Source organism: Aeromonas sp. MTB (assembly GCF_056632455.1).
On sequence record NZ_CP147026.1, the window covers coordinates 3,097,651 to 3,110,790 of the forward strand.

The 13,140-nt window shown below is 57.2% G+C and carries 9 protein-coding genes; 6 read left to right on the plus strand and 3 right to left on the minus strand.

Annotated features, from left to right (window positions below):
• Positions 1 to 232: 232 nt before the first annotated feature.
• Positions 233 to 808, minus strand: a complete 576-nt coding sequence (gene grpE / locus WBR25_RS14170; protein ID WP_005338036.1) for a nucleotide exchange factor GrpE — start codon at positions 806 to 808, stop codon at positions 233 to 235.
• 291 nt (positions 809 to 1,099) lie between these two features.
• Here grpE and nadK point away from each other — a divergent pair, with 291 nt between their 5' ends.
• From nadK to WBR25_RS14200, 6 genes are all read left to right on the plus strand, one after another.
• On the plus strand, positions 1,100 to 1,984 hold the full coding sequence (gene nadK / locus WBR25_RS14175; protein ID WP_005338038.1) for an NAD(+) kinase: 885 nt from the start codon (positions 1,100 to 1,102) through the stop codon (positions 1,982 to 1,984).
• A 250-nt stretch (positions 1,985 to 2,234) separates the two neighbouring features.
• Positions 2,235 to 3,899 carry a DNA repair protein RecN gene (recN, locus tag WBR25_RS14180; protein ID WP_103250576.1) on the plus strand — a complete coding sequence of 555 codons (1,665 nt, stop codon included), beginning with the start codon at positions 2,235 to 2,237 and terminating at the stop codon, positions 3,897 to 3,899.
• 314 nt (positions 3,900 to 4,213) lie between these two features.
• Positions 4,214 to 5,104 (plus strand): manganese-dependent inorganic pyrophosphatase, encoded by an 891-nt coding sequence (locus WBR25_RS14185; RefSeq protein WP_479748339.1) that lies wholly within the window; start codon positions 4,214 to 4,216, stop codon positions 5,102 to 5,104.
• A 251-nt stretch (positions 5,105 to 5,355) separates the two neighbouring features.
• Positions 5,356 to 6,519 carry a macrolide transporter subunit MacA gene (gene macA / locus WBR25_RS14190; RefSeq protein WP_479748341.1) on the plus strand — a complete coding sequence of 388 codons (1,164 nt, stop codon included), beginning with the start codon at positions 5,356 to 5,358 and terminating at the stop codon, positions 6,517 to 6,519.
• Complete coding sequence (locus WBR25_RS14195) at positions 6,516 to 8,501, plus strand: MacB family efflux pump subunit (protein ID WP_479748342.1); 1,986 nt, start codon at positions 6,516 to 6,518, stop codon at positions 8,499 to 8,501. Before macA ends, WBR25_RS14195 begins: the two co-directional genes overlap by 4 nt.
• 2 nt (positions 8,502 to 8,503) lie before the next feature.
• Positions 8,504 to 9,868 (plus strand): efflux transporter outer membrane subunit, encoded by a 1,365-nt coding sequence (locus tag WBR25_RS14200; RefSeq protein WP_479748344.1) that lies wholly within the window; start codon positions 8,504 to 8,506, stop codon positions 9,866 to 9,868.
• 537 nt (positions 9,869 to 10,405) lie between these two features.
• Here WBR25_RS14200 and WBR25_RS14205 read toward each other — a convergent pair.
• Positions 10,406 to 10,816: an H-NS family histone-like protein gene (locus tag WBR25_RS14205; RefSeq protein WP_005338054.1), complete on the minus strand. Its 411-nt coding sequence runs from the start codon at positions 10,814 to 10,816 to the stop codon at positions 10,406 to 10,408.
• Between the two features lie 556 nt (positions 10,817 to 11,372).
• Positions 11,373 to 13,028 (minus strand): PglL family O-oligosaccharyltransferase, encoded by a 1,656-nt coding sequence (locus tag WBR25_RS14210; protein ID WP_368216246.1) that lies wholly within the window; start codon positions 13,026 to 13,028, stop codon positions 11,373 to 11,375.
• Positions 13,029 to 13,140: the final 112 nt, after the last annotated feature.

Here is a 13,140-nt window from a genome sequence, read left to right on the forward strand (position 1 = left end):
TGGGGGCTGCCAATCTGGCTTTCAAGCTCCCGGCATCAAATTTTTTGTGCCGCCGCGGCCTTGCTACCTATATGGGGTCGCCAGACGCAGCTTCAAGCCCCAACCCTAAAAAACCACACCCTTTGTCATGGTTGCGCGGTCACGTTGAGCCGTAAAACCGGGCAAGATGAACAGGTGCTGCACTACGAAACAAAAAGCCCGCCACAGGGCGGGCTCGGGCACCCACAGCCAATCAGTCGACCGCTTTGGCGATCATCACCATGGCCGGACGGATCACCCGACCGTTGAGGTCATAGCCCTTCTGCATCACTGCAATGACGGTGTTCGGCGCCACATCGGCACTCGGCACCATGCTCATCGCCTGATGGGCGTTGGGGTCAAACGGCTGGTTGATCGGGTCGAGCGCCACCAGACCAAACTTGGCCACGCCGCTCTGCATGGATTTCAGGGTCAGCTCGACACCTTCGATCATCGGCTTGAGGGCTTCGTTCTCCTTGTCGGCCAGTTCGATGGCACGCTCAAGGTTGTCCAGCACCGGCAGCAGTTCATTGGCGAACTTCTCCAGAGCGAACTTGTGCGCCTTCTCCACATCCAGCTCGGTACGACGGCGCAGGTTTTCCATCTCGGCGGCGGTACGCAGGGCGCGTTCACGCTCTTCCGCCGCTTTTTGGATGGCGGTTTCCAACTGCGCTTCCAGTTCGGCAATACGGGCCTGCTCGGCTGTCACTTCACTGTCTACATCGGTCGGCTCGACTGGCTGGGCTTCCACTTGCTCCATCGCTTCAACCTTTTGCTCTTCGTGGTTCATGACATCTCCAATTCCGGGGTTACTTATGAGGGCCCTGACGTCTGGTTGAGCGACCGGACGACAACAGACCGACTATGTTGGCGCTATTATGGGGATGCATCCCCGGCTTTCAAGGGGTAAAGGGCAATCAGGGTTGCTGAATAGCCGCAACCGTCGGTTTATCCGGGTTACTGCTCACCGTTTAACCAGTAGCCTCAAGGGGATAGCCAGCACCGTCACACGGGAGAGCGTCACAAGCGGAGCAAAGCACTGTATACTGGCCCGCAATACCCATCCCAGATCTGACTGACTATGGATTCTCCGTTCAAAACCATCGCCCTGATTGGCAAACCCCACCATGAGGGGGCCAACCAGACGCTGACCGGCCTGCATCAATACCTGACCGCCCGCGGCTTTCGGGTTCTGGTGGAGAGCCGGGTCGCCCAGACCCTGAGCATCCTCGATGAAAACGTGATGGATCTGGTGCAACTGGGCCAGCAGGCCGATCTCGCCATCGTGGTCGGCGGTGACGGCAACATGCTGGGGGCGGCGCGGGTGCTGTCGCGCTTCGATGTGGCGGTGATCGGGGTCAACCGGGGCAACCTCGGTTTTCTGACCGACCTCTCGCCGCAGGATTATCTGCTGCCGCTGGAGCAGGTGCTCTCCGGTCACTACAAGAGCGAACACCGCTTCCTGCTGGAAGCCTCGGTCTATCGCCACGGCGAGCGCAAGTCGAGCAATCTGGCGGTCAACGAGGCTGTGCTGCACCCGGGCAAGATCGCCCACATGATCGAGTTCGAGGTCTATATCGATGGCAGCTTTATGTATAGCCAGCGCTCGGACGGCATCATAGTCGCCACTCCGACCGGCTCAACTGCCTACTCCCTGTCGGCAGGTGGGGCCATCCTCACTCCCAAGCTCAACGCCATCACGCTGGTGCCCATGTTCCCGCACACCCTGAGCAGCCGTCCCATCGTGCTCGATGCCGACAGCGAAGTACGGCTGCTGGTCTCGCCGGATAATCAGGACGATGCCATGCAGGTCAGCTGTGACGGTCAGGTGACCCTGGCGGTCCACCCGGGGGACGAGATACTAATCAAGAAGAGCCACCATCAGCTTCATCTGGTGCATCCCCTCGACTACAGCTACTTCCACGTGCTGCGCAACAAACTCGGCTGGGGTAGCAAGCTGTTTTAATCGGCGCTGACCGACAGCAACATTGCCACAGAGGGTGCCTGAATTGGCGCCCTTCTCTTTTCTTTCGTAGCAACCGCCCCTGCACTCTCATATCCGTACCGCGTGCCAATGGTCAGTACCGCATTCTCATAGCCATACCGCACTGGCGCGGCTTTCCTTTGTTAAAAATGACGGTGCCCTCTTTACTGTATATAAGACCAGTATATACTGGATGCATACACAGTAATGTTGACCTATACAGGATGAGACCATGCTGACCCAGCTGACCGTCAACAACTTCGCCATCGTCAAGTTTCTCGAACTCGATCTGCAACCGGGCATGACCTGCATCACAGGTGAGACCGGTGCCGGTAAATCCATCGCCATCGACGCCCTCGGTCTCTGCCTCGGAGAGCGGGCCGAAGCCGGCATGGTGCGACCCGATAGCGACAAAAGCGAGGTCAGCGCCCGCTTCCTGCTGGACAACAACCCGGCCGCCCGCGCCTGGCTCGCCACCAACGAGCTGGAAAATGAAGGTGAGTGTATCGTGCGGCGAGTTATCTCCGCCGAGGGCCGCTCACGCAGCTATATCAACGGCGTGCCCGTCCCCCTCACCCAGCTCAAGAATCTGGGTCAGCTGCTGGTCAACGTGCACGGTCAGCATGCCCACCAGATGCTGCTCAAACCCGACTACCAGCTCGCCCTGCTCGACGGCTACGCCGGCCACCATCTGCTGCTCGACGAGGTGCGCCAGCACTATCAGCAGTGGCGCCAACTGCAAAACGAGCTGAACCGGCTCAAGGCCGAGCAGCAGCAGCGGGAGGCCCGCCGCCAGCTTATCGAGTATCAGGTGCAGGAGCTGGACGAATTTGCCCTGCAGCCGGGGGAGTTCGAAGAGATAGAGGAGGAGCACCAGCGTCTGGCCAACGGCACAGAACTGATGCAAGAGTGCGGGGCTTGCCTCGATCTGCTCTATGACAACGAAGAGACCACTATCGCAGGGCTGCTGCAATCGGCCGTCGATCGGGCCGAGGGGCTGGTCAGCATGGACAGCCGCCTCACTCCGGTACTGGAGATGCTGAACGAAGCGCTGATCGGGGTGCAGGAGAGCCACAGCGAACTGCGCAGCTACCTCGATCGGCTGGAGCTGGATCCCGAGCGTTTTAACGAGCTGGAGGCCCGCCTCTCCAAGGCGATCAATCTGGCCCGCAAGCACCATGTCAAACCGGCAGATCTGGCTCAGTACCATCAGGAGCTGGCCTCTGATCTCGCTCGCCTCAACTCTGACGAAGAGCGGTTAGAGGGGATGGAAGATGAACTGGCCGAGGCCCGTCAGGCTTTTGTCCAGGCCGCCGAGGCCCTGAGCCAGAGCCGTCAGCGTTACGCCCAGGAGTTGGGCGCCAAGGTAACCAGCAGCATGCACGAACTGGCGATGCCCGATGGCCGCTTTGCCATCGAGGTGCGTCCCGATGCCCAGAGCAGCCTCTCTCCGCTGGGTATAGATCGGGTGGAATTTATGGTCACCACCAACCCGGGCCAACCGATCCAGCCGCTTGGCAAGGTGGCCTCCGGCGGTGAACTGTCACGTATCAGCCTCGCCATCGTGGTGATCAGTGCTCGCAAGATCTCCACCCCAACCCTGATTTTCGACGAAGTGGATGTGGGGATCAGCGGCCCGACCGCCGCAGTGGTAGGTCGCCTGCTGCGCCAGCTCGGGGAGTCCACTCAGGTGATGGTGGTCACTCACTTGCCTCAGGTGGCAGGCAACGGCCACCAGCATATGGTGGTGAGCAAGCATACCGATGGCAAAACCACCGAAACCCAAATGAGTGCCCTTGATGAGACAGCCCGTCTCAACGAGCTGGCACGCCTGCTCGGTGGCGACCAGATCACCGACAACACCTTGGCCAATGCCCGCGAGCTGCTGCGTCGCTGAATCAGGCAATAAAGCCCACTTGCAGCGATGGCGACTGATAACGCTGACAGAACATGCTGACTGCGCAGGCACGGACGAGTGCCATAGCCTGCACAGTTAGCAATAGCCAATAGCCAATAGCCAATAGCCAATAGCCAATAGCCAATAGCCAACTGTGATAACTGAACTCGCGTCAGGATTACCGACCCAGATCAATAAAATGGCGAGTTAGGCGAAGCTGGCAGCAACATGGGCGTGGATCCGGTTGCCTTCATGTAGCGGATTTCGCATAGTGTTGCCCCCCTTTATGGGTATCCAATTGTGAGGCTTTGTCTATGATCCACGTTTTTGGTCACAAGAATCCTGATAGCGACAGTATCTGCAGTGCGCTGGTTATCACCGACTGGCTCAATGGCCAGGGCCGTCAGGCCACCCCATGGCGTCTGGGTGACCTGCGCACCGAAACCCGTTTTATTCTGGAGCAGGCTGGCGTCAGCGAACCCGAGTTGCTGACCAAAGATCTGACCGGTGAAGATGTCTGGCTGGTGGATTTCAGTGATCTGGAACAGGGCCCTGCCACACTGGCACAAGCCAATGTACTGGGCCTGGTGGATCACCACCGTCTCGGCACTCTGGTCACCCAATCTCCGCTGGATGCCTGGATCCGTGCCGTCGGCTGCACCTGCACCATCGCCTTCGATCTGCTGAGCCAGCAAGGCACCGTGACCCGCAGCCAGGCTCGCCTGATGCTGGGCGCCATCATGAGCGACACCCTCTGTCTCACCTCGCCGACCACCACCGAACAGGACAAGATCGCCTGTGAGCGTCTGGCACCGCTGGCCGAAGTATCGCTGGCCGAATTCGGCCAACAGCTGCTGATGGCGAAAACCGACCTGAGCGGCCTGACTCCGGCTCAACTGCTGCAGCAGGATGAGAAGGCATTCCAAGCCGAAGGTCTGAACTTCATCATGAGCCAGATTGAAGTGGGCAGCGAACAACAGCTTGCCGACCAGATCGAAACCCTGCAGCAGGAGATGGCCCTGCGCGTGGAGAGCGAAGGGCTCGACTTCTTCGCGCTGATGGTGACTGACCTGACGGCCGCAGCCAGCCGTATCTACTTTACCGAGCACGCCAAAGTACCGGCCGAGTCCAGCTACCACCCGGGCTTTGTCAGCCGCAAGAAGCAGGGTCTGCCCTGGGTGATGGATCTGCTGGCCAAGGCCTGATCCTCCCTCGCCATCACCTATTCCAAAGCCCTGCCTCTGCGCAGGGCTTTTTCATCGCCACCACCAGTCGCACTCCCCCCCCCTCTTGCTGACCATCTTGCTCACCACTGCGGTCTCTCGCTTACTCCTTTCACGGCTTATTGACAGTTAACGCCATAACTTTGCTTACATATTTGCGGCTGTTATTTATCAGGGCTTTGCTGCAGGATAATCGCCGCGCACAACCTTTTCCGTTTCCATTCAGGTGATCGATGAACATAACCCCCAAGCAGAGAACCCTGGCCATCACCATGCTGATCGCCGTGGTACTCCTCGGCTGGCTGCTCTGGCCAAGTCAACCACCCAAGGCGATGCTAACCGCTCAAGTGACCCGCGAGGATATTGCCCAGACCGTGCTGGCCAGTGGTGTGCTGCAGGCCGTAGAGCAGGTGGATGTGGGGGCCCAGGTCTCCGGTCAGGTTACCAAGCTGGCCGTCGAGGCCGGTGATCAGGTCAAGCAGGGAGACCTGCTGGCCGAGATCGATCCCCTGATTGCCCAGAACAACCTCAAGACGGCCGAGGCGGAACTTGCCAGCAACCGCGCCCAGCTCAAGATCAAGCAGGCGCAACTCAAACAGAACGAGCTCGCCTGGCGGCGCCAGCAGCAGATGTTCAAGCAGGAAGCGAGCTCACGGGCCGATCTGGAGAGTGCCGAGGCACTGCTGGCGGTCACCCGCGCCGAACTGCAAAACAGCCAGGCCAATATCGACAATGCCCTGATCAAGGTTGATCGGGCCAAGACCGAGCTGGGCTACACCAAGATCCTGGCGCCGATGGATGGCACCGTCATCAGCATTGTGACCCGTCAGGGCCAGACCCTGGCTGCCAGCCAGACGGTGCCGACCGTGCTCAAGCTGGCCAACCTCGAGACCATGACGGTCAAGGCGCAGATCTCCGAAGCCGATGTCACCAAGGTCAAAGCCGGCATGCCAGTCTACTTCACCCTCATTGGCGATCCGGATACCCGCTATCAGGGTACGCTTCGCGCCGTGGAGTTAGCGCCTACCAACATCAACGATCAGGCCACCACAGGCACCACCACCAACAATGCGGCTGTCTACTACTACGCCCTGTTCGATGTGCCCAATCCCAACCATACCCTGCGGGTGGCAATGACCACCCAGGTGACCATAGTGCTCGGCGAGCGCAAGCAGGTGCTCACTGTGCCGCAAACCGCCCTCGGCAAGTCGCTGGGTGACAACGAGTATGAAGTCACCGTGATCAAGGACGATGAGACAACCGAAACCCGTCATATCAAGACCGGTATGAAGGATGAGATCCGCATTGAGGTGATCAGCGGGCTGAATGAGAAGGAGGAGGTGCAGCTCAATCACGGAGCCCCCGCCGACAATGATGAGATGGCGGTGATGCTATGAGTGAGCCCCTGAACCAGCTGCCGTTGATCCAGCTGAAAGGGGTCGAGCGACGCTACCAGAGCGGCGACAGCGAAGTCACCGTGCTCCACCCTCTTGACCTCACCATCACGGCAGGAGAGATGATCGCCATTGTCGGCGCGTCCGGCTCCGGCAAGTCGACCCTGATGAACCTGCTGGGTTGTCTCGATAGCCCGAGCGGCGGCCAGTACCTGTTTCGCGGTCAGGACACCGCCACCATGGATGCGTTGGCGCTGGCCCGACTACGCTGCCACCACTTCGGCTTTATCTTTCAGCGCTACCACCTGCTGCCCCACCTCGATGCCGCCGCCAACGTGGAGATCCCCGCCGTCTATGCCGGCACCAGCCGCCCGGATCGCCAGGCACGTGCGCGTCAGCTGCTGGGCAGACTGGGGCTGGCCGATCGCAGCCACCATACCCCGGGCCAGCTCTCCGGCGGTCAGCAGCAGCGGGTCAGCATCGCCCGGGCGCTGGCCAATGGCGGCGAAGTGATCCTCGCCGATGAACCGACCGGCGCACTGGATAGCCAGAGCGGCAAGGAGGTGATGGCGATCCTCAAGGAGCTGCACGCTCAGGGCCACACCATCATTCTGGTCACCCACGATATGAACGTGGCCAGCCATGCCGACCGGATCATCACTCTCAAGGATGGTCGGATTGAACAAGATAGCGGCCCCTGCCAAACGGCCGTGTTGGCTCCAGCCACCGCCACAAGCACAACCACTGCCCCTCAAAAAATAGTGCCCACTAAAGGCGCCATGGGTCACGACTGGGATCGCTATCGGGAAGCGGGACGGATGGCGATCCATGCCATGCTCGCCCACCGGATGCGCACCTTCCTCACCATGCTCGGCATCATCATCGGCATCGCCGCCGTGGTGAGTGTGGTGGCGCTGGGGCAAGGGGCGCGCGCCAAGGTGATCGACCAGATCAATGCGATGGGCACCAACACCATCGAAATCTTCCCGGGTAAAGGATGGGGCGATGAGAAGATGGCCAGCATCCAGACCCTCAACAAGGGGGATCTCGATGCCCTGTTGGGGCAACCCTATCTTGCGGGCGCCAGCCCCGAGATCGGCAGCTCCGGCCAGTTGCGCTACCGCAACAAGACCAACAGCGGTAACGTGACCGGGGTCGGTAACGACTATTTCAAGGTAAAGGGGATGACGCTGGTCAGTGGTCGCTTACTGGAGTGGCAAGATATCCAGCAGCGTGCCGCCGTCGCCGTGGTGGACAAGAAGAGTATCACCAGCCTGCTTGGCAAGGAGGAGCCTGTCGGCAAGGTGGTATTGGTCGGCACCTTGCCGGTACGGATTGTCGGTGTGGTTTCGCAGGAGACCGGCTTCGGCCCCACCAGCCAGTCAGTCAATATCTGGCTGCCCTACAGCGCGGTGATGAGTCGTCTCATCTCGCAGCACCACTTCAGCCAGATCACCATCCGGGTCAAAGACGGGGTACAACCGGCACTGGCCGAGCAGGCGGTGATCGAGCTGATCACCAAGCGCCACGGGGTGAAGGATTTCTTCACCTTCAGCAGCGACAGCATCATCAAATCGGTAGAGAAAACCACCGCTACCATGACCCTGATGGTCTCGGCCATCGCGGTGATCTCGCTGATCGTTGGCGGGGTGGGCGTGATGAACATCATGCTGGTGTCGGTGGTCGAACGCACCCGCGAGATCGGCATTCGCATTGCCGTGGGCGCCCGCCAGTCAGATATTTTGCAGCAGTTCCTGATTGAGGCTGTGATGGTGAGCCTGCTGGGGGGGATCTTCGGCGTTGGCCTCTCGCTAGGCATTGGCGCGCTCTTTTCACTGTTGGTGGACTCCATCAAGATGCAGTTCTCGCTCTTCTCCATCCTGATGGCCTTTGGCTGCTCGTCACTCATCGGGATCCTGTTTGGTTACCTGCCGGCACGCAATGCGGCGCGGCTCGACCCTGTTGTCGCACTGGCGAGGGAATAACAATGCACAAACTCTCCTGGCTGGCTCTCTCTATGGCCCTCAGCGGCTGCAGTCAGCACAGCACCTATCAAAGACCCGAACTGGCGATCGCCCCCACATGGCAACAAGCAGAGGGCGCCCAACTGGCTGCGCAGGCAGGCCAATGGTGGCAGGAATTTCATGATCCCCAACTCGACAAATTGGTCGAGGCGGTTCTAGCCGCCAACCCGGACATGCGTGTGGCGGCCCTCAAGCTCAAAAGCGCCCGACTGGGTGCCGAGCAAGCCGATACCAACCTCACCCCCTCGGTCAATGGCACTATCGCAGCCAGTGGCAACAAGGATCTGAAAACCGGCAAAGGCACCAACAGTCTGGGCCCCTCTCTGAGCCTCAGTTACGAAGTGGATTTGTGGGGCAAGCTTGCCTCGGTACGAGATCAGGCAAGCTGGGAAGCGGCAGCAAGCGAGCAGGATCTCGCCAGCACCCGACTGCTGCTGATCGGCAATACCCTGGAGCAGTATTGGCAGCTCGGCTATCTCGGCTCTGCCATCGCACTTGGAGAACAGCAGCTGGCCAACCTGACCCGTACCGAGCAGCTGACCCAGACCAAATACCAGGCAGGCGCCATCACCCGGCTGGATCTGGCGCAGGCACGCCAACTGTTGGCAGGAAAACAGGCCGAGCTGGCCTCCCTCAAGGCGCAGCAGGAGCAGGCTCGCAATGCCCTGCGTCTGCTGCTGGGCCGCAGCAGCGGGCCGCTGGAGTATGCACCCGCTTCCCTTGCAACCCAGACCATTCCAGAACTTGCGGTGGGTATTCCGGCAGATGTGCTGGCTCGCCGCCCCGATGTCAAAGCGGCCGAATTACGGCTGCGCAAGACGCTGGCAAAAGGGGACGAGATCCGCACCAGCTTCTACCCCAGCCTGACCCTGACCGGCAGTGCCAGCACCGCATCCGATAGATTGGCGCAGGTGCTGCAAAATCCAGTCGGTACGCTGGGAGCCAGCCTCGCCCTCCCCTTCCTTGAATACAACCGCACCCAGCTCGCCATCGAAAGCTCAGAGCTGGATTACCAAATCGCTGAAACCGAGTTTCGCAAACAGCTCTACACCGCACTGGTGGAGGTGGAAGACAATCTGGCTGCCCGCCACTATGGCCAGCAGCGACTCGATTATCTGCAGGAACAGCTGAGTTATGCCCAGGAGGCCGAACGACTGGCCAAGGCTCGCTTCCAAGCGGGTGCGACCGGTGTGCAAGCCTGGCTTGATGAGCAGAACCGGCTATGGGATGCCCAGCAGAGCCTGCTGGCCCAGCAAAAAGAGCAGCTCACCACCACCGCCAAAATCTATCGCGCCCTGGGTGGGAGCGATAGCGTGACGCCCCGATAGCGCTTCACCTGGGCATTCCCCACTCCGCCGGCAGAGTGGGGAATGCCATCATCATCGACCGCACAGAATTCCCTCTCCCACACGGTAACCGAACTCCATTGCCCATCATCAGGGGCTGTTATGGCAGCGCAGCCTATTACATGCATCGGTGACCCAGAATATCCCGGCCATACCTTGCGGCTATCTCTATCCCCCACGCTCCCTGACCGGAGATAACGGTTACCGGATATTCCATCCGCAGAGAGCTCGGTTCTTACCTAGCCGCGCCCCGTGAATCATGAGCGACATATCCGAAGCGCATATCTGCACGACGTATACAAATAGCGATATCACGCAGTTAATCCTGCACGACAAAATTAATCACAAACAACGAGTGATATTGAGCAAAGTAACAGTGAAGTAAAACGACGGTAAAAAGGATACAAGCGAGGATGTAGATAACAGTGGGGTGAAGTGGCGGATTGGATAACAACGAGTAAAACGGCAAAAAATAATGCCGCCCAAGGGCGGCATTATTCAATCTCTGAACCTGACGAATTAGATCAGGAAATCGTTCAGGTCTTTACCCAGTGCTACTTGAGCAGCAATGGCTTTCGGCATACGGCCTTGACCGGTCCAGGTTTTTTCTTGGCCATCTTCTTCGTACTTGTATTTAGCCGGACGCGGAGCACGCTTGCTCTTGGCAGCGCCAGTCGCAGCAGCCGGAGCAGTGGCAGTTGCCAGCAGCTCGCGAGGATCAATACCAGCCTGCTGCAGCATTTCGGTGAATTCATTCAGCTTGCGCTGACGCTCTTCCTGTTCAGCACGCTCCTGTTCAACAGAATCGGCGCGCTCTTGGTAAACCAGGTCAAACTTCTCTTTAGCTTCCAGCAGTTGCTCAAACGGCAGCTCACGAATAGCCGCACGCAGACTGCGAATGTTCAGCAGAACTTTCAGAAACTCGTTCATTATTTCCTCACAAAAAAGTCGGTTACAGGGATACCGTTTCAGAATAGCATGGACAATTCATAACTACATGCAATTTTTACTATCAGGGCATACTTGGAAAGAATATGAAAATAAACTTGCCAACAAACTCACGCTTTCACCCATTAAACCTATCTCGCCTAGACATCTCTTTTGATATCACCACCAAATCGAACATACACATCTGAAACTATTAATATGAGGTTCAGGGTAATTGCCATCAACATTTTTCAGAAAATACAACTAGTGCGTCAAACGATTCCTGAGCAGTACCTGCATAAAAAAATAGAACGATGCCTGCTCGCATCATGAGCAGATTAAGACCATGCGTCATATTACCCAATCGATCGCACCATGGATTAAAATCGTTTAGAAACAACAAGTTAAAAACAGTCCAATGAACATAAAAAAGGCGCGCGACTAAAGGTGTGTTTCCCCTCTACCTTACCTTTTGCACGGAAACCACAGGTTCATTCCTACAGCTATAACGGCATAGAGACAAGCCGCTATGATTGTCTCATATCCCATTTTCCAAGCCTTAGTTGGCTGCTCCAGTAGGTAACGTATCCACACCACTGACCATTGGTTTAGAGGTTGCCTCAATCAGCAATGGTTCTTTTGGATACCAACGGAGCGCTTCGGCTCTTAAATTACGAGCCTCGTCAGGGCGCCCCAACGCATTCAATGCAACAACCATGTTCGCGTAGATATTTGCTCTGGGTGTATGGCGAACAAAATCTTGCCCCCATGCCAGGTAAGCCTCCAGTTCGGTCTTATTCTGAGTCTGTAAACCCACCATCAATCGTACCGCATTTACATCAAACTCAACCCGCGTCAACCAAGCCATTGGATTAATAATATCCAGCAACAATGCTGGCTCCTTATACCCCCCCCGTTCGTATTTGGTTACGACCCAGGCAGTATGAAGCGCAGTCAACATGAATGGTACGATAAACAAGGGGATGGAAACCGCCAGAAAGCGCAACAACAACTTATGGGGGTAACGGTATACGGCTATCCCTCTGGCCGCGTCTGCCCCACAGGTTTCATCGATATACCAGACCAACATCAATAAAAAAATCCAGTGAGCAATGGAGTGATAGAGGGGATACTCGACCTGGGTATGAAGTGTAATGGGTACGACTAATGCCAATAAGGCCAATCCATGCGACCAGGATTGACCCGCTACACGCCATATCACAGCGGCCCCCATCACCAAGAGCCCGATGACAGGCAAGATACCCCCTTCAACAGCCCAATAGAGCAACTCATTATGAGGATGATCAAGGTTGTACTCAATCTGTGGCATTGCCGGATTCAATAACTTGTCTGCCATATAGTTATGCAGGAATACAGATTCGAAAGAACCATATCCCCATCCGGTAAAAGGATGTTGTGACAGCAGGTGCAATGCATACGACCAATAAATCGTACGATATCCCCCCGACTGATAGACAGAAAGACCCCGCTTGACCCCTTCCACACCATACAGAGATGCGAGTCCAAACAGCACGCCCAATAAGACACATGAAAGAGTCACCTTCAAAGCGTGGTTTCTCTTCAACCAGGGAAGCATCATCAGCAAAGCCAATATTCCACCCAGTTGCCCAACTCTGGATTGAAGAACAATCAGCAATACCACTGAACCAACGATCACATACCCCTGAAGTGCCTTCAGCCATCGATGTTGGTTGAGGGTATTTAGCCAAGCAGCCAGAGACAAACCGGTGGCCATAAAACTGGCCATCACATTGGGTTGCTGAAAAATGCCATAGGGGCGATTTGCTTTGGTGTCATAGCCAAGCCAATTGCCCGGTGTTAGCAGGTAATACTGCACCAGACCCAAAGTCATTTCGATAGCTATCGCGACCAGCATAAGCGTCAATAGCTGTTGACGCGCCTTCGGTGCAAGACGGAACTGATAGAGCGAGAAGAGAAATAATCCGCCGCCGACAAGACCACCGAGGCGAGGAAGTGCGTAATCACGCAAGGTGGCGTCAGACCACGCCATGGGTAGCAGCATCAATACAATCGCGCCCCCCCAAACTTGCAAGAGCCTGCTGGATACCAATTCGCCTTTCGACGTGATATGCCACAACCCCAGACAGATCATCAAAGAAGCAAATATCCATCCCCATGCGTTGAAAGGAAGATAGAGACCTGCCCCACCCGGGTTATGCATGAAAAAATGCATTCCAAGTCCCAACCAAAGTATGCTTATCCCCCAGAAGAGAAAAAATACTCGCTTTTCCCGATGGGCTGATAGCACTGATGACCCGGTGGACGGAAATGTAGACATAAAAAAA

Coding starts and splice junctions, on each gene's coding strand:
- grpE (WP_005338036.1), bottom strand. CDS start 808: ATGAACCACGAAGAGCAAAAGGTTGAAGCGATGGAGCAAGTGGAAGCC.
- nadK (WP_005338038.1), top strand. CDS start 1,100: ATGGATTCTCCGTTCAAAACCATCGCCCTGATTGGCAAACCCCACCAT.
- recN (WP_103250576.1), top strand. CDS start 2,235: ATGCTGACCCAGCTGACCGTCAACAACTTCGCCATCGTCAAGTTTCTC.
- WBR25_RS14185 (WP_479748339.1), top strand. CDS start 4,214: ATGATCCACGTTTTTGGTCACAAGAATCCTGATAGCGACAGTATCTGC.
- macA (WP_479748341.1), top strand. CDS start 5,356: ATGAACATAACCCCCAAGCAGAGAACCCTGGCCATCACCATGCTGATC.
- WBR25_RS14195 (WP_479748342.1), top strand. CDS start 6,516: ATGAGTGAGCCCCTGAACCAGCTGCCGTTGATCCAGCTGAAAGGGGTC.
- WBR25_RS14200 (WP_479748344.1), top strand. CDS start 8,504: ATGCACAAACTCTCCTGGCTGGCTCTCTCTATGGCCCTCAGCGGCTGC.
- WBR25_RS14205 (WP_005338054.1), bottom strand. CDS start 10,816: ATGAACGAGTTTCTGAAAGTTCTGCTGAACATTCGCAGTCTGCGTGCG.
- WBR25_RS14210 (WP_368216246.1), bottom strand. CDS start 13,028: ATGCATTTTTTCATGCATAACCCGGGTGGGGCAGGTCTCTATCTTCCT.